The sequence below is a fragment of the Actinomadura luzonensis genome, from assembly GCF_022664455.2.
GTDB classification, from domain to species: domain Bacteria; phylum Actinomycetota; class Actinomycetes; order Streptosporangiales; family Streptosporangiaceae; genus Nonomuraea; species Nonomuraea luzonensis.
Map to the genome: position 1 here is coordinate 4,931,433 of NZ_JAKRKC020000001.1, position 24,285 is coordinate 4,955,717.

Here is a 24,285-nt window from a genome sequence, read left to right on the forward strand (position 1 = left end):
GGCCCCGGCGTCAGCCTCCGGCGTCGCGGGCCGTGTCGCGGGCCGTGTCGCGGGCCGTGTCGCGGGCGGCCCAGGCGCGGGCCAGGCCCGCGACCGCCTGGTCGAGGAGGGCGGGCGGCAGGGCGAAGCTGAGGCGCAGCCGGTCGCGGTGGCGGCCGTCCGGCGAGAACAACGAGCCGGGCGCCACCGCCACCCCTTCCTGCCTGACCACCGTCGCGAACCGGTCGGTGTCGGTGCCCGGCAGCCGCGCCCACACCGACAGGCCGCCCGCCGGGCGCTCCCACGACCAGTCGGGCAGCCTCGCGGACAGCGCGGCGGCGAAGTGGTCGCGGCGGCGGGCCAGCTCGGCGAGCCACGGGCCGGGCGGGTTGTGCTCCAGCAGGCCGGCCGCCAGCCGCTGGGCCACGGCGCTGGTCGCGAGGTCGGCGTCGAGCTTGGCGTCCACCAGCCGGGCCAGCAGCGGCTCGGGCGCGGCCAGCCAGCCCACCCGCAGCCCGCCCCACAGCACCTTCGACAACGAGCCGACCGTCACGGTCCCGTACGGGTGCAGCGGCGCGAGCGGCCCGGGCGGCGGCGCGCCGTCGTGCACGAGGGCCGCCAGCGTGCGGTCCTCGACGAGCGGCACGTCCGCGGCGGCGGCCAGCTCGGCGACGTGCCGCAGCACGGGCACCGCGCCCGTCGGGTTCTCGACCGGGACCACGTAGACCGCGGCCGGGCGGTGCCGGGCGAGCGCGTCCTCGACGGCGGCGGGCGAGGTCAGGTCGAGCGGCACCGCGACCGCGCCCGCGCGCCGGAGCACGCTCAGCGCGCCGCCGTAGGTCGGGTCGCCCACCAGCACCCGGTCGCCGGGACGCAGCAGCACCCGTACGGCCAGGTCGATGCCCTGCTGCGCGCCGGAGGTGACGAGCACCTCTCCCCCGCCCTCCGGCCCGGCCACGGCCGCGCCGGCGCGCAGCAGCGCCCGCAGCCGGGGGTCGCCCATGGCGTCGTAGCCGTGGCCGCTCGGCGCGCGCAGCAGCGCGGCCGGCTCGATCGGGGGCACGGTCAGGTGGGAGGGGTCGGGCACGACGGAGGTGGACAGGTCGGCCACCACCGCGCCGCCCTGCAGCAGGCCGCCGAACGAGGGCGTGCCCAGCACGTACGTGCCGCTGCCGTGCCGCCGCTCGCACATGCCCTCCTCGCACAGGACGTTGAACGCGGCCGCCACCGTGCCGCGGCTGAGGCCGACGGCCTGGGCCAGGTCGCGTTCCGAGGGCAGGCGGGCGCCGGGGGCCAGAGCCCCGGTCTGGGCCAGGTCGGCCAGCGCGCCGGCGAGCCTGCGGCTGGGGGTGCCCCGGTGCAGGCGCAGGCGGTCCCGGACGAGCGTGACGAGGTTTTCATCCCTTCCCATGCCACTATTATCCCGTTATTGTGCCAATTATCTTGCAATTGGCACAGAAGGCCGTCTTGATAGCGGCCATCGGGGAGAGGGTGGCGCAGTGCGCGAATCCGCGTACATCTGGATGGACGGGAAGCTGGTCCCCTGGGGTGAGGCGCGCGTGCACGTCCTGACGCACGCCCTGCACTACGGCACCGCCGTCCTCGAAGGCACCCGGGTGTTCGACACGCCCGGCGGGCCCGCGGTGTTCCGGCTGGAGGAGCACCTGCGGCGGCTGGCGCGCAGCGCCCGGATGGTGGGGCTCCCGCTGCCGTACACGCCGGAGGAGCTGCGCGCGGCCACCCTCGCGACGGTGGCCGCCAACGGGCACGCCTCCTGCTACGTCCGGCACCTGGCACACCGCGGCTACGGCGAGATGGGCATCGCGGCGCGCCGCTGCCCGACCGTCGTGTCGATCGCGAGCTGGGAGTGGCCGCCGCTGCTCGGCACCTCCGGGGTGCGGCTCATGGTCAGCTCCTGGCAGCGCAACGACCACCGGGTCGTCCCGGCCGCGGCCAAGGCCACCGGCCCCTACCTGAACTCCGTGATGGCCAAGGACGAGGCCGTGGACGCCGGCTACGACGAGGCCGTGCTGCTCAACGCCGCCGGGTACGTCAGCGAGTGCACCGGCGCGAACCTCTTCGTCGTGCGCGACGGGCGGCTGCTCACCCCGCCGCCGAGCGCCGGGGCGCTGGAGGGCATCACCCAGGACACCCTCGAACGGCTGGCCGCCGACCTCGGCGTGCCGTCGGCCCGGCAGGACCTGCTGCGGACGGACCTGTACGCCGCCGACGAGATCTTCCTGTGCGGGACCGGGGCAGGCGTCGCCCACGTCAGCGCGGTGGACGGGCGCGAGCTGGGCGGGCCGGGACCGGTCACGGCCAAGCTGGCCGACGCCTACGAGGCCGCCACGCACGGCCGCGACGACCGCTACCGCCACTGGCTCACCCCGGTCCCCGCCGCCGACCCCGCCACCGACCCCGCTACCGGCCCCGCTACCGGCCCCGCCACCGACGCCGCCGCCACTGCTGCCGCTGCTTCGTGAAGCTGGATCCTCCGTACGCGTAACCGGCCTGTGGCGGGTCCGGGGCATGAGAGGGTAGTCGCGTCCGGCGGCGCGGGCCGCGCCGCCGACACGACGCCCATCGAGTCCCTGGAGGTCCCTGAGGTGAGGCGCGCGCTGATCGTGCTGGCCGTGCTGCTCGGCCAGCAACTGGCCGGCCAAGGGCTGCTCACCGCGACGGCACCCCCCGCCGCCGCCGACACCCCCGCGACCACCCGGACCACCGCCGCCCCGGTCGCCGCGTACGCCGAGACGGCCGCCACCACTCAGGGCGCCGGGTCCGCTCAGGCCGCCGCCTCCGGCCGCCAGACCGCCGTGCCCGCCCAGGCCACAGCCTCCTCCGGGACAGCCTCCTCCGGGACAGCGTCCTCCGGGACGGCCTCCTCCGGGGTGGTGGCGGGCCGGGCGTTCTCGTGGGCGGCCGCCGCCACGCGGGTCGCGCTCATCGGCGTCCCCGCCCTGCACTGGAACGACCTGACCCAGGCCGACACCCCCAACCTGTGGGCGCTGGCCGGGGCGAGCGCCATCGGCTCCCTCTCGGTCCGCACCGTCGGCAACGTCACCTGCCCCTACGACGGCTGGCTCACGGTCTCGGCCGGCACCCGCTCGGCCGTCGGCTACGGCTGCGGCGCGCCCCCGGCCCCGGAGCAGCGCGGCGAGGGCGCGGTCATCCCCGACTACCGCTACCTCATCGACGTGGCCGGCCAGCGCGAGGCCGGCAACCTGGGCGAGGCGCTGAAGGCCGCCGGCCAGTGCTCGATCGCGATCGGCCCCGGCGCCGCGCTCGCGCTGGCCGACCGCCAGGGCCAGGTGCCGCGCTACCACGCCTCCGCCGACCGGCTCGGCGCCGCCGACCTGGAGCGGTGCCGGATGATCGCCATGGACGTGGACGACCTCGTCCGCCCCTACCTCAGAGGCGACCGGCTGCCGAAGACGCCCGAGCAGCTTCCCGCCGCCGCGCGCCGCGCCGCGCTGAGACTGGCCGACGCCAAGGCGGGCGCGCTGCTGTCGATCCTGCCGGCGGGCACGACTGTGCTGCTGGCCGGGCTGTCCGACCACGGCTCGGTGCCGCACCTGCGGGTGGCCGCGCTGCGCGAGCCCGGCGCGGAGGGCCGCACGCTGGGCGCCGCCTCCACCCGCCGCGCAGACATCTCGATCCTGCCCGACCTCACCGCCACCGTGCTGACCCAGCTCGGCGTGCCCGTCCCGGCCACGGTGGTGGGCGTGCCGATGACGGTCGGCGAGCGCGGCGCGACGTTCGAGCGGATGGCCCGCGCCGACGAGACCGCGCAGACCATGCGCTCGGCCAAGGGCCAGTACTTCACCGGGCTCGCGGTCCTGCAGGTGTTGTTCTACGTGCTGGCGTTCCTGCTGCTGCGCCGCCGCAAGGGCCTGCCGTGGGTGCGGGTCGCGGCGGTGGCCCTCGCCGCGCTGCCGGTCACCTCGTTCCTGGTCAACCTGCTGCCGTGGGCCACGCACGCGCAGCTCTTCGGCGGCATGCTGGCCTGGTGGGCGGTGATCGTCGCGCTGGCGCTGGCCGGGCCGTGGCGGCGCCGGCCGCTCGGCCCGCTGGCGGTGGTCGCCGGCGTCACCGCGCTCACGCTGGCCGGTGACCTGCTGACCGGCACCACGCTCCAGCTCAACAGCTTCATGGGCTACAGCGCCGAGCAGGGCGCCCGCTACTTCGGGCTGGGCAACATCCCGTTCGCGCTGTTCGCCACGGGCACGCTGCTCACCACGACGGCGATCGCGCACCGCTGGCCGGGCCGCGCCGGGCTGGCCGCGATCGTCGTGCTCGGGGCCGGGGCCATGGTGCTCGGCGGCTCGGGGCTGGGCAGCGACTTCGGCGGCGTGATCGCGTTCGTGCCGGGCATCGCGGTGACCGCGCTCGTGTTGTCGGGCAAGCGGGTGTCGCTGGTGAAGCTGGCGCTGTTCTGCGTGGCCGGCGGCGTGATCGTGATGACGTTCGCCTGGCTCAATTACCTCAAGCCGCCGAGCGAGCAGACGCACCTCGGGCGGTTCGTGGGGCAGGTGCTGACCGGCGAGGCGTTCGACGTCATCTGGCGCAAGCTCCAGGCCATGCTGGGCACGCTGCTGAGCCCAAACCTCATGCCGATCGTGATCGTGGCGGTGGCCTTCCTCGTGTACGCGATCCTGCGTCCCGAGCAGGCGTCGGCCGGGGTGGTGCCGGCGGCCTTCGAGCACTCCCCCGCGCTGCGGGCGGGGCTGATCGGCACGATGGTCGCCGGCGTGGTCGGGATGCTCGTCAACGACTCGGGCGCGGCGGTGTTGTCGATGGCGCTGGCGCTGGCCGTGCCGCTGCTGCTGGCCACCGGCATCGGCGTGCTGGTGGGGCGGGAGGAGTCAGTGCCAGGCGTCGGCGAGGAGCTGGCGCGTGTCGCGAAGTAGCTGAGGCAGCACCTTCGTCTGGGCGACGACCGGCATGAAGTTGGTGTCGCCGCCCCACCGCGGCACGACGTGCTGGTGGAGGTGGGCGGCGATGCCGGCGCCGGCGACGTGGCCGAGGTTCATGCCGACGTTGAAGCCCTGCGCCCCGCTGGCCTTGCGCAGCGCGCGCAGCGCCTTCTGGGTGAACTCGCCCAGCTCGACCATCTCCTCCGGGCGCAGCTCGTCGTAGTCGGAGATGTGCCGGTAGGGGACGACCATCAGGTGGCCGGAGTTGTAGGGGTAGAGGTTGAGCACGGCGTACACGCTCTCGCCGCGGGCCACGACCAGGCCGTCCTCGTCGCTCATCCTGGGGATGGCGTCGAACGGGCACCCGTCGTCGGGGCCGGTGCCCGTCGGCTTGTTCTCGCCCTTGATGTAGGCCATGCGATGCGGGGTCCAGAGACGTTCGAAGTTGTCCGGGGCCCCGGCTCCTGCCTGATCGTGCATAACTAGCAGCATAGGACCACAGCCGGGCGTCCGCCGGTTCCGGGCGCGGCCGGGACCCGGCCGGGCACCCCGGGCGAGAGCGGCCGCGACGCTGCCTCTACGCTGCGACGGGAGCCTCAGCGGAGGGGAGGCCCGGGAAGCCATGGCCTTGCGGTTCGAGCACCGCGACACCGATATCCGCGCGGGCGTCGTCGATCTCGTGTGGCGCACCCGCAGCGACGCGGCGGACACGATGACGTCGGCGGCGCGCACCTGCCCGCACCTGATCCTCTCGCGGACGCGGGGACGCCTGCTCGCCGGCCTGCGCGGCCCGGAGACGAGGGCGAGCGCCGCGCCGGTCCCGCCGGACACCGAGTTCCTCGGGGTCCGGCTCGCGTTCGGGACGGTTCTCCGGCCGTTTCCCGCGGCTGCGGTCGTCGACGGGTACGTGCCGTTCCCGGTGACGGACGCGGGCAGGATCGTCCTCGGCGGCCAGGACTGGGAGGCGCCGACGTACGACAACGTCGAGCACTTCGTCCGGCGGCTGCTGGACGCGGGGCTGCTGGTGCGGTCACGCCTCGGGGACGAGGAGCAGGACGTGGAGCTGTGCGGGGAGCAGGACGGGGAGCAGGACGGGGAGCACGGGCCCGGGCCCGCCGCGAACGGGCCGGCCGGCCCCACCTTGCGGACCCTGCAGCGGCGCTACCGCGCGATCACCGGGCTGTCGCGGACCGCCGTGACGCAGATCGACCGCGCGAACGCCGCCGCCACGATGCTGCGCGACGGCCGTGACTGGCGCACGGCCGTCGAGACGCTCGGGTACTACGACCAGGCCCACCTCGCGCACGCGCTACGCCGTTACGTCAGGCGCACGGCGCGCGAGCTGCAGGCGGGCGGCCCGGCCGCGATGTCGTTCCTGTACAAGACCCGCCCCGGGCCCGGCAGCTAGCGTCCACCTGTCGGCCGGTCACGGCCGGCCGTCCGCGACCCGGCTCCCTGGAGGGGAACAGTGCTGCTCAGCGTCAACATCTTCGTCAGTCTCGACGGCGTCATGCAGGGGCCAGGAGCCCCCGGCGAGGACCGCTCGGGCGGTTTCGACCGCGGCGGGTGGCTCGTCCCGCACGTCTCGGCGCACGTGACCGAGGTCGTCGAGGGCTGGTTCCGCGAGGCCGGCGCCTTCCTGTTCGGCCGCACGAGCTTCGGCCTGCTCGGCGGGCACTGGTCGCAGGTCACCGACCCGGACGACCTGATCGCGTCCAGGCTCAACACGTTGCCGAAGTACGTCGCCAGTTCGACGCTGACCGACGAGGAGGCCGGCTGGAGCCCGGCGACGGTGCTGCGCGGCGACCTGGTCGGCGAGATCCGCCGGCTCAAGGAGCTCCCCGGCAAGGAGCTCCAGGTCCACGGGAGCTGGCGGCTCACGCAGACGCTGCACCGGGCAGGGCTGGTGGACGTCTACCGGCTGCTGCAGTACCCGGTCGTCGTCGGGGCGGGCAAGCGGCTGTTCGCGGACGGGGCGACGCCCGCGACGTTCGCGGCCGTGGCGGAGGAGTCGCGGGTCCTGCCTGGCGGCGTGGTCTCGCTGACGCTGAGGCCGGCGGGTCTCGGCGCGCTTCCCGCGGGCGCGTACACGGTGGACGAGGGGCGCTCGGCGACGGTTTTGAGCTGACCCGGTTCGCGGCGATTCGCACGGGTGTTCGCCGTAGAGTGAGGATCATGAAGACTGAGCTGGAGCCCGTGCCCGAGGACTGGCAGCGCGCCCTGGCCATCGTGGCCCACCCCGACGACCTGGAGTACGGCTGCGCCGCCGCCGTCGCCGTCTGGACCGACGCCGGGCGCGAGGTCACGTACGTGATGGTCAGCAGCGGCGAGGCGGGCATCGACACGCTGGCGCCCGCCGAGTGCGGCCCGGTGCGCGAGCGCGAGGAGCGGGCCAGCGCCGCCGTGGTCGGGGTGCGGCAGGTGGAGTTCCTCGGCCATCCGGACGGGGTCATCGAGTACGGCACCGCCCTGCGCCGCGACCTCGCCGCCGTGATCCGCCGGCACCGCCCCGAGCTGGTGATCACGCTGAACGCCGACGACACGTGGGGCGGCACGTACTGGAACACCCCGGACCACCGGGCGGTGGGCCGGGCCGTGCTGGACGCCGCCGCGGACGCCGGCAACCGGTGGATCTTCCCGGACGCGGGAGCGGGCGCGAAGGCGGACGAGGGGGCTGCGGCTGGGGCCGAGCCGTGGAACGGAGTCCGGTGGGTCGCGGTGGCGGGCAGCGACGCGCCGACGCACGCCGTGGACGTCACGGACGGCCTGGAGCGGGGCGTGCGCTCACTCATGGAGCACCGCGCGTACCTGGAGGCCCTGACGGACGAGGACCCGGAGACGTACGCCCGCACGCTCATCGAGGGCTTCGCGCGCGAGGCGGGCGAGCGGTTCGGCGGCCGGCCCGCCGTGACCTTTCGCCTATTCTCCCGTTAGGTCACCGAAACCCGAAAAGTCCGCGAGCAGCCGGGGGATCTTGCTAGGTTTCGTGCCCTGCGGTCGAACGTCTCCCGCAGGCATCGCCGGCCGGGCGCGCCCTGTTCCGCGCCCGGCCCGTCCCCTCATGAAAGGTCTTCCCTCATGCCCAAGTCGTGGCTCGTGGCCGTCCTGCTCTGCTTCTTCCTCGGTGCGCTCGGCGTGCACCGCTTCTACGTCGGCAAGATCGGGACGGGCATCCTGCAGCTCGTCACCCTCGGCGGCCTGGGGGTCTGGGTGCTGATCGACTTCATCATGATCCTCGTCGGGAAGTTCACCGACAAGCAGGGCCAGCCGCTCGCCAAGTAAGGCGGCAGGACGCGGCGGACACGCACGAAGGGCGGGGCGGCAACGGCCGCCCCGCCCTTCGTCCGTCGGCGGGCGTCACACCTGGACGCGGCGCTCCACGCTGTTGACGATCTCGGCGATGGCCTGCTCCACCGGCACGCCGTTGTTCTGCTCGCCGCTGCGGTAGCGGAAGGACACCGCGCCGGCCGCGATGTCCTCGTCGCCGGCCAGCAGCATGAAGGGCACCTTGGCCTTCTGCGCGTTGCGGATCTTCTTCTGCATGCGGTCGTCGGCGGTGTCGACCTCGACCCTGATGCCGTGCTCGCGCAGCTTCTTCGCGACGTCCTGCAGGTAGGGGACGTGCGCCTCGGCGATCGGGATGCCCACCACCTGCACCGGCGCGAGCCAGGGCGGGAAGGCGCCCGCGTAGTGCTCGGTGAGCACGCCGAGGAAGCGCTCGACGGAGCCGAACAGCGCCCGGTGGATCATGACCGGGGTCTGCCGGGAGCCGTCGGCCGCCTGGTACTCCAGGCCGAAGCGCTTGGGCTGGTTGAGGTCGAGCTGGATGGTGGACAGCTGCCAGGTGCGGCCGATGGCGTCCTTGGCCTGGACGGAGATCTTCGGGCCGTAGAAGGCCGCGCCGCCCGGGTCGTCCTTCAGCGTGAGCCCCGACTCGGTGGCGACCTGGCGCAGCGCCTCGGTGGCCTCCTCCCATTCGGCCGGGTCGCCGATGAACTTCTCGGAGTCGTCGCGGGTGGACAGCTCCAGGTAGAAGTCGTTGAGGCCGAAGTCGCGCAGCACGCTCAGCACGAACCGCAGCAGCGACTTGATCTCGTCGGCCATCTGCTCGCGGGTGGTGTAGATGTGCGCGTCGTCCTGCGTCATGCCGCGCACCCGGGTCAGGCCGTGCACGACGCCGGACTTCTCGTAGCGGTAGACCGAGCCGAACTCGCACAGCCGCAGCGGCAGCTCGCGGTAGGAACGCCCGCGCGCCCGGAAGATGAGGTTGTGCATCGGGCAGTTCATCGGCTTGACGCGATAGTCGACGCCCTCCAGCTCGAAGGCCGGGAACATGTCCTCGGCGTACCACGGCAGGTGGCCGGAGGTCTCGAACAGCGACGACTTGGTGATGTGCGGCGTGTTGACGAACTCGTAGCCCGCCTCGGCCTGCCGCCGGCGCATGTAGTCTTCCATCTCCTTGCGGATGATGCCGCCCTTGGGGTGGAAGATCGGCAGGCCGCTGCCCAGCTCGGGCGGGAAGCTGAACAGGTCGAGCTCGGCGCCCAGCTTGCGGTGGTCGCGCTTCTCGGCCTCCTCCAGCAGCTTGAGGTATTCGTCCTGCTTGTCGCGAGACTCCCAGGCGGTGCCGTAGATGCGCTGGAGCTGCGGGTTCTTCTCGCTGCCGCGCCAGTACGCGCCGCCGGAGCGCATGAGCTTGAAGGCCGGGATGGACCGGGTGGAGGGCACGTGCGGGCCCCGGCACAGGTCCTTCCAGCGCAGCTCGCCGCTCTTGGCGTCGAGGTTGTCGTAGATGGTGAGCTGGCCCGCGCCGACCTCGACCGACTCCTCGTCGGCGGCGCCGCCCTTGAGGCCGATCAGCTCCAGCTTGTACGGCTCGCCGGCCAGCTCGGCGCGCGCCTCGTCGTCGCCGACGGGACGCCGCGAGAAGAGCTGCCCCTCCTTGACGATCTCGCGCATGCGCTTCTCGATGCGCTTGAGGTCGTCGGGGTTGAACGCCTGGGCGACGTCGAAGTCGTAGTAGAACCCGTTCTCGACGGGCGGGCCGATGCCCAGCTTGGCCTCGGGGAACAGCTCCTGGACCGCCTGCGCCATGACGTGCGCGGTGGAGTGGCGGACGATCGCCCTGCCCTCGTCGCTGGAGATCTCGATCGGCTCGACCACGTCGCCGTCGGCCAGCTCGCAGGCGAGGTCGCGGGCCTCGCCGTTGACCTTGGCCGCGATGACCGTGCGGCCGTCGGCGTCGAGCGCCGCGCCGGCCGTCGTGCCGGCCGCCACCACACGCTCGGCTCCGGCGAGGGTGATGTGTAGCTCGGCTGACACGGTGACTCCTAGGGGTCGCGCGCCCGGCGCCCGGCACCGGGGCTGCTTCGGTGACGAACACCGATGCTATCGCGGGTGAAACCCCAGCTTTGTCAGGTCCTTGCGGGTGCCGTGGAAGACGTTGCGGTCGATGGGGCTCTGCGCGTACTGGTGAATGGTCCACTCGCTCCAGGGCCGGGGCACGATGGGGCGGCCGCGCGGCGACTCGGGGCTGGCGATCCACAGCGGGTGTTCGCCGAGGCCGGCGCAGTGCCCGCCGTGCGCGAAGGAGTGGAAGGTGTAGATGAAGGGACGCACGCCGGTGTGCCGCTGGACGTGGTGGCACCAGCGGCGCGCGTACCTGGCGACCTGCTCGGGGCGCAGCCCGTCGCCGGTCTCCAGGTCGAGCGCGATCAGGTCGCCACGGCGCAGGCCGCCGGCCGACCTGATCGTGGCGAGAAAGTGCCTGGCCTGCTCGACGGGGTCGCCCTTGGGGCGGGCGAAGTGGTACGCGCCGCACACGAGCCAGCTCTCGCGCATGCCGTTCCAGTTGCGCGCGAACCACTTGTCCGTCCAGTCGCCGCCTTCGGTCGCCTTGGCGAAGGCGAAGGCCACTCCGGCGCCGGCCTGCCCGGACCAGTCGACCGAACCCTGCCAGTTGGACACGTCAATGCCTTGCAGCACGCCCTTCACCTTGCCGGAGTTTATGGGGAACTCTCCCGTCTCAGCCCTTCGCCGCGCCGATCAGCAGGCTCCGGGTGCGCTCCCGCTCGGCGAACACCGAGCCCACGAAATCGGTGACCCCGGCCCGTTCCAGCTCTTCGAGCCGGGCGAGCACGGTCTTCTCGTCGCCCACGACGGCCACGTTGCCGGGGGTCGCCGCGCCTTCCCTGTCGAGCATGGCACGGTAGGAGGGAAGCTGCCCGTAGACCTGGAAGATCTCGTCGGCGCGGGCGACGGCGCCCTCGGGGTCGTCGGTGACGCAGACCGGCAGCGCGCACACGATGCGCGGCGCGGGACGTCCGGCCTCGGCGGCGGCGGCCGTGATGGCCGGCGCGACGTGCTCGGCGACGGTCCGCGGGCCGGTCATCCAGAGCACGGTGCCGTCGGCGACGGTGCCGGCCAGCTTGAGCATGCGCGGGCCGAGCGCGGCCACCAGCACGGGGAAGCCGGCGCCGGGCGTGCTCAGCTTGAGGTCGGCCTTGATCGTCTCGCCCTGGTACCGGACGTGCTCGCCGCGGCTCGCCGGGATGAGCACGTCCAGGTACTCCTTCATGTGCCGGCCGGGCCGCTCGAAGCTGTAGCCGTACATGTTCTCGATGACGATCTGGTGCGACAGGCCGATGCCGAGCGCGAGGCGGCCGCCGAGCGCGGCGTTGGCCGTCATGGCCTGCTGGGCGAGCACGGCGGGGTGGCGGGGGTAGGTCGGCACGACGGCGGTGCCGAGTTCGATGGGCGGGGCCTGGACGCCGGCGGCGACGAGGGCGGTGATCGCGTCCAGGCCGAAGATGTTGGACAGCCAGGCCGAGGTGAAGCCGTCGGCCGCGGCCTGGGCGATCTGGTCGCGGAGGCCGCCGATGGGGTCGGAGCCCTTGGGCTCGTTGAGGAAATATCCGTAGCGCATCGAAACAGAACTCCATTCTGGTGGGCTGAGGCGAATGTACTTCCCTCAGCCCGGCGCGGTCACCCGCCTCGCCGGTCGCCGTTTGTAAAGTGGCCTACATGAGCCACGAACGCGCCGGACAGCCCGCCCAGCCCGCCGATCTGGTCGACGTCCCGAGGCTGGTGACGTCCTACTACGCCCTGCGCCCCGACCCCGCCGAGGTGGGGCAGCGGGTCGCGTTCGGCACCTCCGGGCACCGCGGGTCGTCGCTGCGGACCGCCTTCAACGAGGGGCACATCCTGGCCACCAGCCAGGCCATCTGCGAGTACCGGCGCGAGCAGGGCACGGACGGGCCGCTGTTCCTCGGCATCGACACGCACGCGCTGTCGGAGCCGGCGCGGGTGTCGGCGCTGGAGGTGTTCGCGGCCAACGACGTCGACGTGCTCATCGACACGCGCGACGGCTACACGCCGACGCCGGCCGTCTCGCACGCCGTGCTGCGCCACAACCGGGGGCGCACGACGGGGCTCGCCGACGGCGTCGTGGTCACGCCGTCGCACAACCCGCCGTCCGACGGCGGCTTCAAGTACAACCCGCCGGACGGCGGCCCGGCCGGCACCGACGCCACCAGGTGGATCCAGGACCGCGCCAACGAGCTGCTGGCCGCCGGGCTCGACGGGGTCCGGCGGGTGCCGTACGCGCGGGCCCTCGGACAGGCCGGGCGTTACGACTTTCTCGGCACGTACGTGGACGACCTGCCCTCGGTGGTCGACCTCGACGCGATCCGGGCGGCCGGGGTGCGCATCGGGGCCGACCCGCTCGGCGGGGCGAGCGTGGCGTACTGGGGGGAGATCGCCGAGCGGCACCGGCTCGACCTGACCGTGGTCAACCCGCTGGTCGACCCGACCTGGCGGTTCATGACGCTCGACTGGGACGGCAAGATCCGCATGGACTGCTCGTCGCCGTACGCGATGGCCTCGCTCATCGCCAACCGCGACCGGTACGACCTCGCCACCGGCAACGACGCCGACGCCGACCGGCACGGCATCGTCACCCCGGACGGCGGCCTGATGAACCCCAACCACTACCTCGCCGTCGCCATCTCCTACCTGTACGCCCACCGCGACGGCTGGCCGGCCGCGGCCGGGGTCGGCAAGACCATGGTCAGCAGCGGCATCATCGACCGGGTGGCCGGGTCGCTGGGCCGCGAGCTGTACGAGGTGCCGGTGGGCTTCAAGTGGTTCGTGCCGGGGCTGCTGGACGGCTCGCTCGGGTTCGGCGGCGAGGAGAGCGCGGGGGCGTCGTTCCTGCGCCGCGACGGCTCGGTGTGGTCCACCGACAAGGACGGCATCATCCTGGCGCTGCTGGCCTCGGAGATCCTGGCGGTCACCGGCAAGTCGCCGAGCGGGCACTACAAGGACCTGGTGGGGCGGTTCGGCGAGCCGGCGTACGCGCGGGTCGACGCGCCGGCCACGCGCGAGGAGAAGGCGGTGCTCGGCAGGCTGTCGGCCGCGCAGGTGACGGCGTCGTCGCTGGCCGGGGAGAAGATCACGGCGGTGCAGACGGCGGCGCCGGGCAACGGGGCGGCGCTCGGCGGGGTGAAGGTGTCCACCGAGCACGCCTGGTTCGCCGCCCGGCCGTCCGGCACCGAGGACGTGTACAAGATCTACGCCGAGTCCTTCCGCGGCCCCGACCACCTGGCCCAGGTGCAGGAGGAGGCCCGCTCGCTGGTGTCGGCGGCGCTCGCCGGCTGACCCGGCGGGAGGCGGGTCAGCGGAGCTCGCGGGCGGCCGGGGTGGGCATGCCGGTGCGGCCGAGGTCGGCGTGGCGGGCGGCGGCGGCGCCGTCGCGGTAGCCGGTGCCGCTGGTGCGGGGCACGCTCATCCTGATGCGCGGGTAGTGCGCGGCCACGGCGCGCTCGACCTCGGCGCGCCGGTCGGCCAGGACGAGCGCCGTGCCCGGCTCGGCGGCCGCCGTGTCGGCCTCGGCCCGCGACTCGGCCGCGCTCAGCAGCCGGTACACCTCGTCGGTGAAGCCGAGCAGCCAGGACCGCCGGTAGGCGCGCGGGGAGGCGCTCCCGCCGGGCGGCCGGACGCGGGCCAGCCCCGAGGCCATCTGCAGCAGCAGGGACGTGGCCAGCAGGTCGGCGCGCTCCAGGTCGGCGGCGAAGCCGAAGATGTGCACGCGCTGCCCGCCGTCGCCGCGCCCGATGAGCAGGGGCCGGCAGCGCACGGCCTGGGCGACCAGGCTGACCAGGCGGGCCTTCTCCCTGGCCCAGGGGTCGGGCAGGGTGACGACGCGGTCGCCGGGGGCCTGCCGGGCGCCGGCGGGCGGCAGCGCGTCGATGCCGTGCTTGGCCATGAGGGCCGAGGCCGCCGTCATGAACGTGGCCCGCTCGTGCTCGTTGTCGGTGCGCTCGGCCTTGGCCAGGAGTTTCCTGACGCGCTCGAGCGTGCGCTGGTCGCGCAAGGTCTGCCCCCCGGGTGCCGCCGCTAGTGCTTGGCGAGCACCCGCCCGTCGGCCCCGAGGGCGGGGAAGGCGCCCGTGTCCACGATGCCGTGCTGCTGGTACAGCGCCTCGATGAGGGCGTGTGCCTGCGGCTCCAGCTTCCACAGGGCACGATACTCGCGCGCGGTGGCCAGCGAGATGCCGATCTCCTGGGCGATGTCCACGGTGCGCGGCACGATGCCCTTGGCGATCTGCCGGTCCCAGTAGACGCGGGCGGCCCGCATCAGCGCGGCCCGCTCGGCGGTGGAGACCACCTGCGGGGTGGTGTCGAGCACCTCGACGTCCTCGTCCTCGTCGTCGACGAGCTCGGCGAGGGCGGGCGGCAGCGCCGGGCGGGCGGGCACGGGGTGCTGCTCGGCGTCGTGCTCCCAGGGCACGCGGGGGTCGGCGTCGATGAGGGCGGTGGTGTTGTACAGCGCGGCGATCTGGGCCAGCAGCGCCTCCTGGCGGGCCGGGTCGACGGCCAGGCCGGTGTGCTCGACGGCCTGGTCCATGGCCTTGTCGAGCTTGGCCAGCGCGGCGCGCAGCTTGCGCTCGGGGGCGCCGGCCTCGCGCAGCGCCTTGGCCTTCTTGGCGGCCAGCGCGACGCGGGTGAGCCTGCGGTGCGCGTCCACCTCGCTGGCAGTGCGGTCGCTGACCTCGGCCAGGCCGAGCCGGACGAGCAGCCGCTCGGGGGTGAGCCGCCAGTTGATGCGGCCGGTGCCGCGGATGCGGTGGCGTTCGATGGCCATGCCGCGCTCCCACAGCCAGGCGGCCACGAGCGGCGCGGCGAGCCGGAAGACGGCCTCGGGCAGGCTGCGCGCGTCCATGGACGACAGGACGGCGGTCAGGCAGGTCAGCGCCCACACGGCGATGCCGTCGATGCCGGCGGAGTAGTTCTCGCGCATGTTGCGGCGGGCGCGTACGGCCGAGGTGATGATGGCGACCTCGATGAACGCGAACAGCAGTAACCGCAGCGGCCCGTCCAGCCCGAGCACGTCACCGGAGAAGCGCCACATCCCCTGCGCCGACACGCCGGTGGCGATGGACGCGGCCACGACGGTCAGGACGTCCTCGACGGGACGCGGGGCGACGTACTTGGCGAACAGCCAGGAGAAGGCTTTCCAGGCGATTCGCAGCAGCAGGAACGCGAGCGCCAGCCCGACGAGGCTGAGCAGGGCGATGACCGCGGTGGCGACCGGCTTCTCGTTGACGAAGGCGGCGATTTCCTCGAATGTCGGCATCAGTCACTATCCGTGATGGCGTTAACTCCGGCTCTATGCGACGAGATCATCGCAGAATGTCGCCAATCTGTACGCCAAACGCCGTCTGCTGCCCCAGTTTGCCCCGCTTTACCACGGTCAACAGGCGCCCCCTGGCCTGCCCTGGAAGTGACACCCCCGATGCGCTCCTGTCCCCTGGGCCGCGGCCGGACGCACAATGAGGGCGTGACCAAGCGATCGCGCAAGCGCCGCGTCCTGACCGGCGGAGCCCTGGGCCGGCGGCTCGGGTTCGGGCCCGGGGAGCCCCACGGGCCGGACGGCGGCGACCTCCCGCCCGACGACCGGCCGGGCGGCGACGGCGGGGTGCGCGAGCCGCGCCGCCCCAAGCCCGCGCCGCCGTCGCTGGCGGCCGAGGCGCCGCTGCCCGAGCCGGGCCTGGTCGCCCGCGACCGGACCCTGCCGCCGCCCGCCGAGGTGACCGGCGCGGTCGCCTCCAGGTGACCGCCGCGCCGGGGCCTTCGCACGGTGCGCCACGGCCTTTGCACGGTGTGCCACGGCCTTCGCACGGTGTGCCACGGCCTTCGCACGGTGCGCCGGACGCGCCTGGAGCCGGCCGTTCCAGGCTCATTGCGTTCAGGTGAACGGGACGTCCGGGGACGCACCGGTCTTCGGGTTGAGAGGTAAATTCGTCCTTTCGGAGGGGTCCGGCGGCCCTTCCGGGTGGGACCATCTATCGAGGGATTTATCCCTGGATAGTGCGCTGTATCCCAGCAGGACGGACATCGATGTCAGAAAACCAGTTCCCGCTCGTCCAGTTCATGCGTGACGGCTTCGACCCCGTGGGCGAGCTCGCGCGCATCCGGGCCGAGCATCCGGTCTTCCCGATGGAGATCCCGGGTGACCAGACCGTGTACCTCGTCACCCGCTGGGAGGACGTCCGCGCGGTCCTCGGCGACCACGAACGCTTCAGCAACGACTTCGCCGGCGTCATCGGCCTCGGCTCCAACCAGGAGGACCCGGGCGGCCTGGGCTTCCGCGACCCGCCCGAGCACACCCGGCTGCGCAAGTTCCTCACCCCCGAGTTCACCATGCGGCGGCTGCGCCGGATGGAGCCACGCATCGAGGCCATGGTCGAGGAGGCGCTCGACCGGATCGAGGCCAAGGGCGCCGAGAGCATGCCGGTGGACCTGTTCGAGGAGTTCGCGCTGCCCATCCCGTCGCTGGTGGTGTGCGAGCTGCTCGGCGTCCCGTACGACGAGCGGGCCGGCTTCGTGAAAATCAGCAAGGACCGCTTCGACTTCACCGCCGGGCCCGAGGCGTCGCTGCAGGCGATCAACGACGCGATGACGTACCTGACCGAGCTGGTGGCCAGGGAGCGGCGCGACCCGGGCGACGGCCTGCTGGGCCAGCTCCTGCGCGAGCACGGCGACGAGCTGGACGACCGCACGCTCGCCAGCATGGCCGACGGCCTGCTGACCGGCGGCCACGACACCAGCACCAGCATGCTCGCGCTCGGCACGCTGTGGCTGCTGCGCAACCCGGAGCAGGCGGCCAAGGTGCGCGAGGTCGACGGCTACGTCAACGACGTCGTCGAGGAGCTGCTGCGGTACATGAGCGTGGTGCAGGTGGCCTTTCCGCGCTTCGCCCGCGACGACCTGGAGCTGCACGGCGTACCGGTCAAGAAGGGCCAGATGGTGCTGTGCTCGCTGGCCGGCGCCAACCGCGACCCCCGGGCCCTCGGCGAGGACGTCGACGAGATCCGGCCCGGCCGCGAGGGCTCCCACCTGGCCTTCGGGCACGGCATCCACCGCTGCGTCGGCGCGCCGCTCGCCCAGATGGAGATGCGCATCGCCTTCCCCGCCCTGCTGCGCCGCTTCCCGACGCTGCGGGTCGCGGGCGAGGTGCCCTTCCGCGAGCTCGCTATTGTCTACGGCGTCAAAGAGCTACCCGTCGCCTGGTAGACGGGCTACGTTCGCAGTGTGAGCGAGCCTGTTGACGAGCCCGTCATCGACCTGACGCGGATCGGCGCCGTCGTCCTCGGCACCGACGGGGCGGTCACCGACACCGCCCGGGGGCACGCGGCCGCCTGGAAACACGTCCTCGACGCCTTCCTGCGCGGCCGCTCGGCGCCGTTCGACATCCGCGAGGACTACCTGCGCCACGTGGACGGGCGGCCGCGGCTCGACGGCATCCGCACCTTCCTCGCCGCGCGCGGCCTGACGCTGCCCGAGGGCACGCCGGACGACGAGCCGGGCGCGCCCACCGTGCACGGGCTCGGGCTGGCCAAGGACCGCACGTTCCTGGCGCAGGTGGACGAGTACGGCGTGGCGGCGTTCCCGTCCACCGTCGTGCTGCTGCACGAGCTGCGGCGGCGCGGCGCGCGGACGGCGGCGGTCTCGGCCAGCCGGCACGGGCGCAAGCTGGTGCACGCGGCGGGGGTGTCGCACCTGTTCGACGTGATCGTCGACGGCGCGGACGCCGCCGAGCTGGGCCTGCCGGGGCAGCCCGACCCCGGCCAGCTCCTGGAGGCGGCGCGCCGCCTGGAGCTGCCGCCCGCCCGGGTCGCCGTCGTGGACGCGGCGCTGCCCGGCGTGGAGGCGGCGGGCAAAGGGGCGTTCGGGCTGGTCATCGGGGTCGTGCGGGAGAGCGGCCGGGCCGGGGAGCTGCGCGCCCACGGGGCCGCGATCGTGGTGGCGGACCTCGCCGACGTCGAGGTGCGCGGCCGCGTCCTACCCTGGACGTCGTGACCGTTCTCATCGATCCCCCGAACTGGCCGGGGCCGCGCGGGCTCCTGTGGTCGCACCTGGTCAGCGACCACTCGCTCGCCGAGCTGCACGACTTCGCGGCGCTGCTGGGCATGCCGCCGAGGGCCTTCGACCGGGACCACTACGACGTTCCCGAGACGGTGCACGCGCGCGCGGTGTCGCTGGGGGCGGAGGCGGTCAGCTCGCGGGAGCTGCTGCGGCGGCTGGTCGCGGCGGGGCTGCGGCGGCGCAAACGGCACGCGCCGCGGTCACCCCGGTGAGGTGAGGGCCGCCAGCTCGGCGGCCAGGTTCGCGCGGGCCCGCTCCTCCCACAGGGCGCGGGCGCGGGCGGTGCGGTAGAGGGCCGGGGCGGCGAGCAGGCGGCGCAGGACGCCGGCGCGGCCCTTCCTGAACAGCTCGTCGGGGACGTGCGCGTACTCGCGGCGGATCGCGGCCGCGTACGCGGCGTAGGAGCCGCGGCCCCCTCCGGCGGGGCGGCCCAGGACGGCCAGGTCGGCGTCGCACAGGACGGCCCCGTCGGCGTCGCCGGGGCGACGCTCTCGTGGGCGGCGGTCAGGCGGACCAGCCGCGCGGCCTCGGCGACGAGGGCGGCCGGCACGCCGCAGGCCGGGAGCCGGGACTGCGCGAGCTGGGCGCTGCGCTCCTCGTCCCAGCCGGGGCGGCCGTCGTAGACGGCGTCGTGGAACCAGGCGGCCAGGCGCACCGCGTCGGGGCCGGCGGCGGCTGTCGGGGCGGCCGGGGCGGGGGCGAGGTCGTCCAGGGCGGCCAGGACGGCGGCCAGGTGGGCGCGGTCGTGGTAGTGGCGGTGCGGCTCCGACCAGCGGGCGATCAGCTCGGCGCCGGTCGCCAGGGCGGCGGGCGAGGTGCCGGCCAGGCGAGCCCAGGCGGTCGCCAGGCGTTCGGGGGCGTCGTCGTCGCTGCGGTCGTCGATCACGCTCCCACCGTAGACGGCTGAGGTCCCTCGGAAACAAGGGAGAACGGGCCGCCGATCACGCACCCACCGTAGACAGCTGAGGTCCCTCGGAGACAAGGGAGAACGGGCCGTCGATCACGCTCCCACCGATCCCTCGGAGACAAGGGGGAACGGGTCGTCGATCACGCTCCCACCGATCCCTCCGGAGAGAAGGGGGAGCGCCCGCGGCACCCGCCGGGACGCGGCAGGCGGGCGGGGCTCCGGAAAAGGGGCGGGGCGGGGTTGGCGGGGGTTTGGTAGCGTCGGGGGATCGACGGGAGCGCGGAGGAGCGGCGGCGCCTGCCCCGGTGGCGGGAGCTGCGTGAGGTGCTGCCCCCGCGCCCGCGCCTGTCCCGCGCCGGCCGGGTGGCGGCCGCGGCGGACGTCGGCGATCTGCGCAGGCTGGCCCGCGGGCGGGCGCCGCGCATGGTGTTCGACTACGTGGACGGCGCGGCCGAGGGCGAGCGGTCGATGGCGCGGGCGGCGGAGGCGTTCCGGCGGGTGGAGTTCCGGCCGCGGGTGCTGCGTGACGTGGCCGAGGCCCCGACGGCGGTGGAGATCCTGGGCCGGCGCATCTCGATGCCGGTCGTGCTGGGCCCGACCGGGTTCACCAGGATGATGCACCGGGCGGGCGAGCGGGCCGTGGCGCGTGCGGCGGAGCGGGCGGGCGTCCCGTACACGCTGTCCACGATGGGCACCACCCCGGCCCCCGCCGTGACGGCGGCGGCGCCCGGCGGGTGGAACTGGTTCCAGCTGTACGTGGTGCGCGACCGCGCCCGCAGCCTGGACATGCTCGCCCTGGCCCGCGAGGCGGGCATGGACGTGCTGGTCGTCACCGTGGACGTCCCGGTCGCCGGGGCGCGGCTGCGCGACGTCCGGCACGGGCTGACGGTCCCGCCGTCCCTGCGCTGGCGCAGCGCGCTGCAGGCGCTCGGGCGTCCGGCGTGGTGGTTCGACTTCCTGACGAGCGAGCCGCTGCGCTTCGCGACGGTGGACGGCGCGCCGGGCGACCTGGCGGGCATCACGAACCTGATGTTCGACCCGTCCGTGACGATGCGGGACCTGGAGTGGATCCGGTCGGCGTGGCAGGGCCCGCTGCTGGTCAAGGGCGTGCAGCGGGTGGACGACGCGAAGGACCTGGCGGCCGTCGGCGTGGACGGCCTGGTGGTGTCGAACCACGGCGGCCGGCAGCTCGACCGCTCCCCCACCCCGCTGGAGCTGCTGCCCGAGGTGGTGGACGCGGTCGGCGACCGCACGGAGGTGTTCTTGGACGGCGGCGTGCGCAGCGGCGCGGACGTGGCGGCGGCGGTGGCCCTGGGCGCGCGGGCGTGCTTCGTCGGCCGGGCCTACCTGTACGGGCTGATGGCGGGCGGCGAGGGGGGTGTCACGCGGGTGCTGGAGCTGCTGCGCGCCGAGCTGGTGCGCACCCTGCAGCTGCTGGGCGCGGGCGGCGTCGGGAACCTGGACCGCGACCTGGTGCGCCTCCGCCCGGCCGGCGGGTGAGGCGCACCGGGCCGGACGCGGTCACGGGTAGCTGACGACCTTGACCGGGACCGTGGCGGTGCCCTGCGCGGGGCCGCCGGTCGCGTTGATGACGTGCGCGATCGTGCCGTTGCCGCCGAGGGAGACGGTCAGCAGGTCGTGGAAGCGCACCCCTGACCGGACCGGCGCCTCGAAGCCGCGCTCGGCGACGATCGACGGGTCGACGTTGAAGTAGCAGTACGCCCCGAGCCCCCACGCCTCGTGCGCGGTGACCCCGTCGCCCACCTTGTACGCCGCGTACCCCCGCGTGGACCCGTTCATCCAGGCCGCCTGGCTGGGCGGGTCGTACGGCATCTCGTTCTGGAAGAAGATCGTCCGGCCGCGCTGCCCGTTCCACACCACCTGGTACTTCTGGTAGTGCTCGACGAACAGCCCGTACGCGGTGACGTCGTCGCCGTTGACGATCAGGCCGGTGTCGGCGGTGTTGACGGTCCAGCCGATGCCGGTGCCGTGGTCGCCGCGCCAGGCCCAGATGTGGTCGATGATCGTGTGGTCGCTGTTGACGACCAGGCTGGTGGTGGCCTTGCCGGCGTGCGCGCCGCCGACGCGGAAGAAGACGTCCTGGACGCTGATGGGGTCGGCGGCGTGCCCGGCGGCGGCGCCGGACGGCCCGATCTCCAGCAGCACCGGCGAGTTGACGCTCCCGGCGTCGAACAGCAGCCCGGCCACCCGCACGCCGTCCACGTCGGCGACCCGCATGGGCACGACGCCGTTGTCGGGGATGATCGTGGCGTAGCCGAGGCCGAGCACGACGGTGCCGGCCCGGTTGACGTTGATCGGCTGGCCGACGTGGTAGACGCCGGGCGTGAACAGCAGGTTCAGGCCGGCGGCGAGGGCGGCGTTGATGGTGGCGGCGGTGTCGGCGGGCCTGGCCACGTAGAAGCGGCTGAGCGGGATGGTGGCGCCGGTGCCGGGCCAGCTCACGCCGCGGGTGTTCTGCCGCAGCGCGGGGACGAACACCTGGTACGCGCCGGCCGCGTCCACGTACAGGAACGGCTTCTCCCTGGTGACGGGGCTGGTGTCGAGCGTCGTGTACGGCGGCTCGGGGAACGACTGGGCGGGCGCCCCGGCGACGCCGGAGAAGACCATGTTCCAGACGCCGTTAAGCCAGCCGCCGAGCTGGCTGTCGCGGGTGAACCACTGCTGCTGCGAGTACGGCTGCACGGTCCCGTCGACGCGGCTGTCGGCGATGTAGCCGCCGCTGGCCCAGCCGTACCCGGTGGGCGCGAGGTTGAGGTTGCCGCGCACGTGGACGCGGCGGAACGGCGCGGCCTGCGAGACCGCCCACTGGTTGGTGCCGCCGGACGGCGTGATGGACAGGTTCTCGGCCGAGCGCCAGAAGTTCTGGGTGGCGTTGCCGCCGAACCAGCCGGCGTCCACCCGGACGGAGCCGTTGACGGTGACGTCGTCGGGGTTGCGGCCGAGGCCGGCGATCGAGGTGTAGAAGCCGATGTCGGCGTTGACGTTGTAGCTGCCGGGCTTGAACAGCAGGGCGTGCCGTTGCGGGCCGAACTGGTTGGACTCCTGCTGGGCGAAGATCGAGTCGAGCGTGGACTGGATGCTCGCCTGGGACATCGAGGGGTCGAAGACGTGCACGTTGGGGCCGAGGTCGCCGCCGCCCGGGGGCGCGGACGTGGTGCCGTAGACCTGGAACTCCCACAGCGAGTAGCCGTAGCCGGTGGCGCGGGCGGTGCCGTACACGCGGACGTAGCGGCCGGTGCCGGAGACGGCGAGGCTCTGGGTGCCGCCGGTGCCCGAGGTGGTGGAGTAGACGTCGGTCCAGGTGGCGGCGTCGGCGGAGACCTGGACGCGGAAGGCGGTGGCGTAGGCGGTCTCCCAGCGCAGCACGACGCCGGTGATCGACGCGGTGGCGCCGAGGTCCACCTGGAGCCACTGCGGGTCGCTGAACGCGCTGGACCAGCGGGTGCCGGTGTCGCCGTCCACGGCGGCGGAGGCGGGCGTGCCGCCGTTCTCCGTGGAGGAGGCGGTCGCGGGCCTGCCCTGGGACAGGAGGGGGTCGGCGGCCCGCGCGGGGCCGGCCACGAGGCAGGGGGCGATCAGGGCCGCCAGCACGGCCAGGATGAGTCGTCGGCGAGGGGGCACGGCTGCTCCTCACGGGAAGGGGGGCGAAGAGAGCGCTCTCGCCCGCCGAGCGTGCCCGCGCGGCCGACTTCTGTCAAGCCTTGATTTAACTTCTACGCAATAGCGGGAGCGCTCAGCGCGGCCTCCCGGAAGAACGGCTCCAGCACCAGCGTGGCCGCCCCCAGCGCCACCGCGTCCGGCCCGAGCCGCCCGAGCACGACCGTCTCCGGCTGGAACGGCTGGAGCTGCGTGTTGGCCGCCGTGGCCGCCCTGATCTCCGCCAGCAGCCGCCCGCCCAGCATGAGCCCGGCCCAGCCGCCGATGACGATGCGCTCGGGGTTGAACAGGTGGACCAGGCTCGACAGCCCCGCGCCGAGCAGCTCGACGCTCTCGCCGATCACCGGCGAGCCCTCGTCCAGCAGCCGGGCGAGGGCGCTCTCCTCGTCGGCCGAGTCGGCGACGACCCCGGCCCGGTCGAGGATCGCCTCGGCCCCCAGGTACGCCTCCAGGCAGCCGCGCGCCCCGCACCGGCAGGCCCGCCCGCCCGCGACGATCTTCAGGTGGCCGACCTCCCCCGCGGCCTTGCCCGCGCCCCGGTAGATCGCGCCGTCGGTGACCACGGTGCCGCCGACCCCCGACCCCATGAGGACGATGATCGCGTCGCGGGTGCCCTTGCCCGAGCCGAACCACAGCTCGGCCTGGCCCATGGTCTTGGCGCCGTTGTCCACGTACAGCGGCGGCATCGGGCGGGACAGCGCGGTGCCCGCCCGCAGCAGCGCGCCGAGCGGCACCTCGCGCCAGCCGAACGTCTTGGCCCGCACCACCCCGCCGGGGCCGGGCTCGACGATGCCGGGCACGCCGACGCCCACGCCGAGCACCCGCTCGGGAGGCACCTCGCCCTCGGCGATGACGGCGTCCACGCCCGCCAGGATGTGCCGGGCGACCAGCTCGGGGTCGTGCTTGGCCGAGCGTACGGCGTAGTGCGCCCGCGCCCGCTCGCGCATCTCCAGGTCGAACAGCTCGACCTTGACCTGGGTCTCCCCCACGTCCACGCCGACCGCGTAGCCGTAGTCGGGGTTGACCTTGAGCAGCACGCGGGGCCGGCCGCCGTCGGAGTCGACCTGGCCGGCCTCGGCGATCACGTTGCCGGCCAGCAGGTCGGCGGTCATCGTGCTGACGGTGGCCGGGCTGAGGCCGGTGGCGGCGGACAGCTCGTTGCGGCTGGCGGGGCCGCCGAAGTAGAGCGCGCGCAGGAGCATCGCCCGGTTGCCTCTGCGCAGGTCGCGCACCGTCCTGCGGCCTGACGTGCCCATCGACGTCCCCCGTCCTCTCCCGATCGCTCGGCCATGTTAGTTCAAGCTTCAAAGGGGTTGCTGCCCGGGCGGTGTTACCGACTCGTTTCCGGGCGGCCCCTGACTTTCTTCGGAGCTTAGAT

Annotated in this window: 21 protein-coding genes; 12 read left to right on the top strand and 9 right to left on the bottom strand. The window is 73.9% G+C overall.

Annotation, left to right across the window (positions count from 1 at the left end; translation table 11 throughout):
* Positions 1–10: 10 nt before the first annotated feature.
* Positions 11–1,390, bottom strand: a complete 1,380-nt coding sequence (locus tag MF672_RS23435) for an aminotransferase-like domain-containing protein (protein ID WP_242371348.1) — start codon at positions 1,388–1,390, stop codon at positions 11–13.
* Positions 1,391–1,478: 88 nt separating this feature from the next.
* On the opposite strand from MF672_RS23435, the gene MF672_RS23440 reads away from it, so the two are divergent.
* Entirely contained in the window at positions 1,479–2,462 is a 984-nt protein-coding gene (locus tag MF672_RS23440) for a branched-chain amino acid transaminase (protein ID WP_242371347.1), read from the top strand.
* 123 nt (positions 2,463–2,585) lie between these two features.
* Positions 2,586–4,889 carry a hypothetical protein gene (locus MF672_RS23445; RefSeq protein ID WP_242371346.1) on the top strand — a complete coding sequence of 768 codons (2,304 nt, stop codon included), beginning with the start codon at positions 2,586–2,588 and terminating at the stop codon, positions 4,887–4,889.
* Here the strand turns inward: MF672_RS23445 and MF672_RS23450 are convergent.
* Positions 4,845–5,375: an HIT family protein gene (locus tag MF672_RS23450; protein ID WP_242371345.1), complete on the bottom strand. Its 531-nt coding sequence runs from the start codon at positions 5,373–5,375 to the stop codon at positions 4,845–4,847. The two genes, MF672_RS23445 and MF672_RS23450, sit on opposite strands and share 45 nt — an antisense overlap.
* 142 nt (positions 5,376–5,517) lie before the next feature.
* Here MF672_RS23450 and MF672_RS23455 point away from each other — a divergent pair, with 142 nt between their 5' ends.
* The 4 genes from MF672_RS23455 (at position 5,518) to MF672_RS23470 (ending at position 8,177) form a co-directional block, all read left to right on the top strand.
* Positions 5,518–6,303 (top strand): hypothetical protein, encoded by a 786-nt coding sequence (locus tag MF672_RS23455; RefSeq protein WP_242371344.1) that lies wholly within the window; start codon positions 5,518–5,520, stop codon positions 6,301–6,303.
* 60 nt (positions 6,304–6,363) lie between these two features.
* Positions 6,364–7,023 carry a dihydrofolate reductase family protein gene (locus MF672_RS23460; protein WP_242371343.1) on the top strand — a complete coding sequence of 220 codons (660 nt, stop codon included), beginning with the start codon at positions 6,364–6,366 and terminating at the stop codon, positions 7,021–7,023.
* Positions 7,024–7,070: 47 nt separating this feature from the next.
* Positions 7,071–7,829 carry a PIG-L deacetylase family protein gene (locus MF672_RS23465; protein WP_242371342.1) on the top strand — a complete coding sequence of 253 codons (759 nt, stop codon included), beginning with the start codon at positions 7,071–7,073 and terminating at the stop codon, positions 7,827–7,829.
* A 144-nt stretch (positions 7,830–7,973) separates the two neighbouring features.
* A complete protein-coding gene (locus MF672_RS23470; protein WP_242371341.1) occupies positions 7,974–8,177 on the top strand; it encodes a TM2 domain-containing protein in 204 nt (67 codons plus the stop codon).
* Positions 8,178–8,252: 75 nt separating this feature from the next.
* On the opposite strand, the gene thrS is transcribed toward MF672_RS23470, so the two are convergent.
* From thrS to MF672_RS23485, 3 genes are all read right to left on the bottom strand, one after another.
* A complete protein-coding gene (thrS, locus tag MF672_RS23475) occupies positions 8,253–10,217 on the bottom strand; it encodes a threonine--tRNA ligase (protein WP_242371340.1) in 1,965 nt (654 codons plus the stop codon).
* A gap of 66 nt (positions 10,218–10,283) precedes the next feature.
* Entirely contained in the window at positions 10,284–10,880 is a 597-nt protein-coding gene (locus tag MF672_RS23480) for a glycoside hydrolase family 25 protein (RefSeq protein WP_242371339.1), read from the bottom strand.
* Between the two features lie 40 nt (positions 10,881–10,920).
* On the bottom strand, positions 10,921–11,820 hold the full coding sequence (locus MF672_RS23485; RefSeq protein WP_242371338.1) for a TIGR03564 family F420-dependent LLM class oxidoreductase: 900 nt from the start codon (positions 11,818–11,820) through the stop codon (positions 10,921–10,923).
* Positions 11,821–11,918: 98 nt separating this feature from the next.
* Here MF672_RS23485 and pgm point away from each other — a divergent pair, with 98 nt between their 5' ends.
* Positions 11,919–13,553 (top strand): phosphoglucomutase (alpha-D-glucose-1,6-bisphosphate-dependent), encoded by a 1,635-nt coding sequence (pgm, locus tag MF672_RS23490; RefSeq protein WP_242371337.1) that lies wholly within the window; start codon positions 11,919–11,921, stop codon positions 13,551–13,553.
* Between the two features lie 16 nt (positions 13,554–13,569).
* Here pgm and MF672_RS23495 read toward each other — a convergent pair whose 3' ends face one another.
* Both MF672_RS23495 and MF672_RS23500 read right to left on the bottom strand, forming a co-directional pair.
* Positions 13,570–14,268: a DUF2786 domain-containing protein gene (locus MF672_RS23495; protein ID WP_242371335.1), complete on the bottom strand. Its 699-nt coding sequence runs from the start codon at positions 14,266–14,268 to the stop codon at positions 13,570–13,572.
* Between the two features lie 23 nt (positions 14,269–14,291).
* Positions 14,292–15,530 (bottom strand): hypothetical protein, encoded by a 1,239-nt coding sequence (locus MF672_RS23500; RefSeq protein ID WP_242371333.1) that lies wholly within the window; start codon positions 15,528–15,530, stop codon positions 14,292–14,294.
* A gap of 204 nt (positions 15,531–15,734) precedes the next feature.
* On the opposite strand from MF672_RS23500, the gene MF672_RS23505 reads away from it, so the two are divergent.
* The 5 genes from MF672_RS23505 to MF672_RS23525 all read left to right on the top strand — a co-directional run bounded on the left by MF672_RS23505 (position 15,735) and on the right by MF672_RS23525 (position 20,729).
* Positions 15,735–16,010 (top strand): hypothetical protein, encoded by a 276-nt coding sequence (locus tag MF672_RS23505; RefSeq protein ID WP_242371331.1) that lies wholly within the window; start codon positions 15,735–15,737, stop codon positions 16,008–16,010.
* Between the two features lie 284 nt (positions 16,011–16,294).
* Positions 16,295–17,470 carry a cytochrome P450 gene (locus MF672_RS23510; RefSeq protein ID WP_242371329.1) on the top strand — a complete coding sequence of 392 codons (1,176 nt, stop codon included), beginning with the start codon at positions 16,295–16,297 and terminating at the stop codon, positions 17,468–17,470.
* Between the two features lie 18 nt (positions 17,471–17,488).
* A complete protein-coding gene (locus MF672_RS23515; RefSeq protein WP_242371327.1) occupies positions 17,489–18,256 on the top strand; it encodes an HAD family hydrolase in 768 nt (255 codons plus the stop codon).
* On the top strand, positions 18,253–18,534 hold the full coding sequence (locus MF672_RS23520) for a DUF4031 domain-containing protein (RefSeq protein ID WP_242371325.1): 282 nt from the start codon (positions 18,253–18,255) through the stop codon (positions 18,532–18,534). Before MF672_RS23515 ends, MF672_RS23520 begins: the two co-directional genes overlap by 4 nt.
* A gap of 1,019 nt (positions 18,535–19,553) precedes the next feature.
* The gene (locus MF672_RS23525) at positions 19,554–20,729 is read left to right on the top strand and encodes an alpha-hydroxy acid oxidase (protein ID WP_242371320.1); all 1,176 of its coding nucleotides are present in this window, start codon (positions 19,554–19,556) and stop codon (positions 20,727–20,729) included.
* A 21-nt stretch (positions 20,730–20,750) separates the two neighbouring features.
* Here the strand turns inward: MF672_RS23525 and MF672_RS23530 are convergent, their stop codons facing one another.
* Complete coding sequence (locus tag MF672_RS23530; RefSeq protein WP_242371318.1) at positions 20,751–22,871, bottom strand: discoidin domain-containing protein; 2,121 nt, start codon at positions 22,869–22,871, stop codon at positions 20,751–20,753.
* Positions 22,872–22,963: 92 nt separating this feature from the next.
* Positions 22,964–24,163, bottom strand: coding sequence for an ROK family protein (locus MF672_RS23535; RefSeq protein ID WP_242371317.1), 1,200 nt, complete (start codon positions 24,161–24,163; stop codon positions 22,964–22,966).
* Positions 24,164–24,285: the final 122 nt, after the last annotated feature.

What these genes read in the sequence shown, in the direction of transcription:
- MF672_RS23435 (WP_242371348.1), bottom strand. Translation starts at nt 1,390, where the DNA reads ATGGGAAGGGATGAAAACCTCGTCACGCTCGTCCGGGACCGCCTGCGC.
- MF672_RS23450 (WP_242371345.1), bottom strand. Translation starts at nt 5,375, where the DNA reads ATGCACGATCAGGCAGGAGCCGGGGCCCCGGACAACTTCGAACGTCTC.
- MF672_RS23455 (WP_242371344.1), top strand. Translation starts at nt 5,518, where the DNA reads ATGGCCTTGCGGTTCGAGCACCGCGACACCGATATCCGCGCGGGCGTC.
- MF672_RS23465 (WP_242371342.1), top strand. Translation starts at nt 7,071, where the DNA reads ATGAAGACTGAGCTGGAGCCCGTGCCCGAGGACTGGCAGCGCGCCCTG.
- MF672_RS23470 (WP_242371341.1), top strand. Translation starts at nt 7,974, where the DNA reads ATGCCCAAGTCGTGGCTCGTGGCCGTCCTGCTCTGCTTCTTCCTCGGT.
- MF672_RS23485 (WP_242371338.1), bottom strand. Translation starts at nt 11,820, where the DNA reads ATGCGCTACGGATATTTCCTCAACGAGCCCAAGGGCTCCGACCCCATC.
- pgm (WP_242371337.1), top strand. Translation starts at nt 11,919, where the DNA reads ATGAGCCACGAACGCGCCGGACAGCCCGCCCAGCCCGCCGATCTGGTC.
- MF672_RS23500 (WP_242371333.1), bottom strand. Translation starts at nt 15,530, where the DNA reads ATGCCGACATTCGAGGAAATCGCCGCCTTCGTCAACGAGAAGCCGGTC.
- MF672_RS23510 (WP_242371329.1), top strand. Translation starts at nt 16,295, where the DNA reads ATGTCAGAAAACCAGTTCCCGCTCGTCCAGTTCATGCGTGACGGCTTC.
- MF672_RS23535 (WP_242371317.1), bottom strand. Translation starts at nt 24,163, where the DNA reads ATGGGCACGTCAGGCCGCAGGACGGTGCGCGACCTGCGCAGAGGCAAC.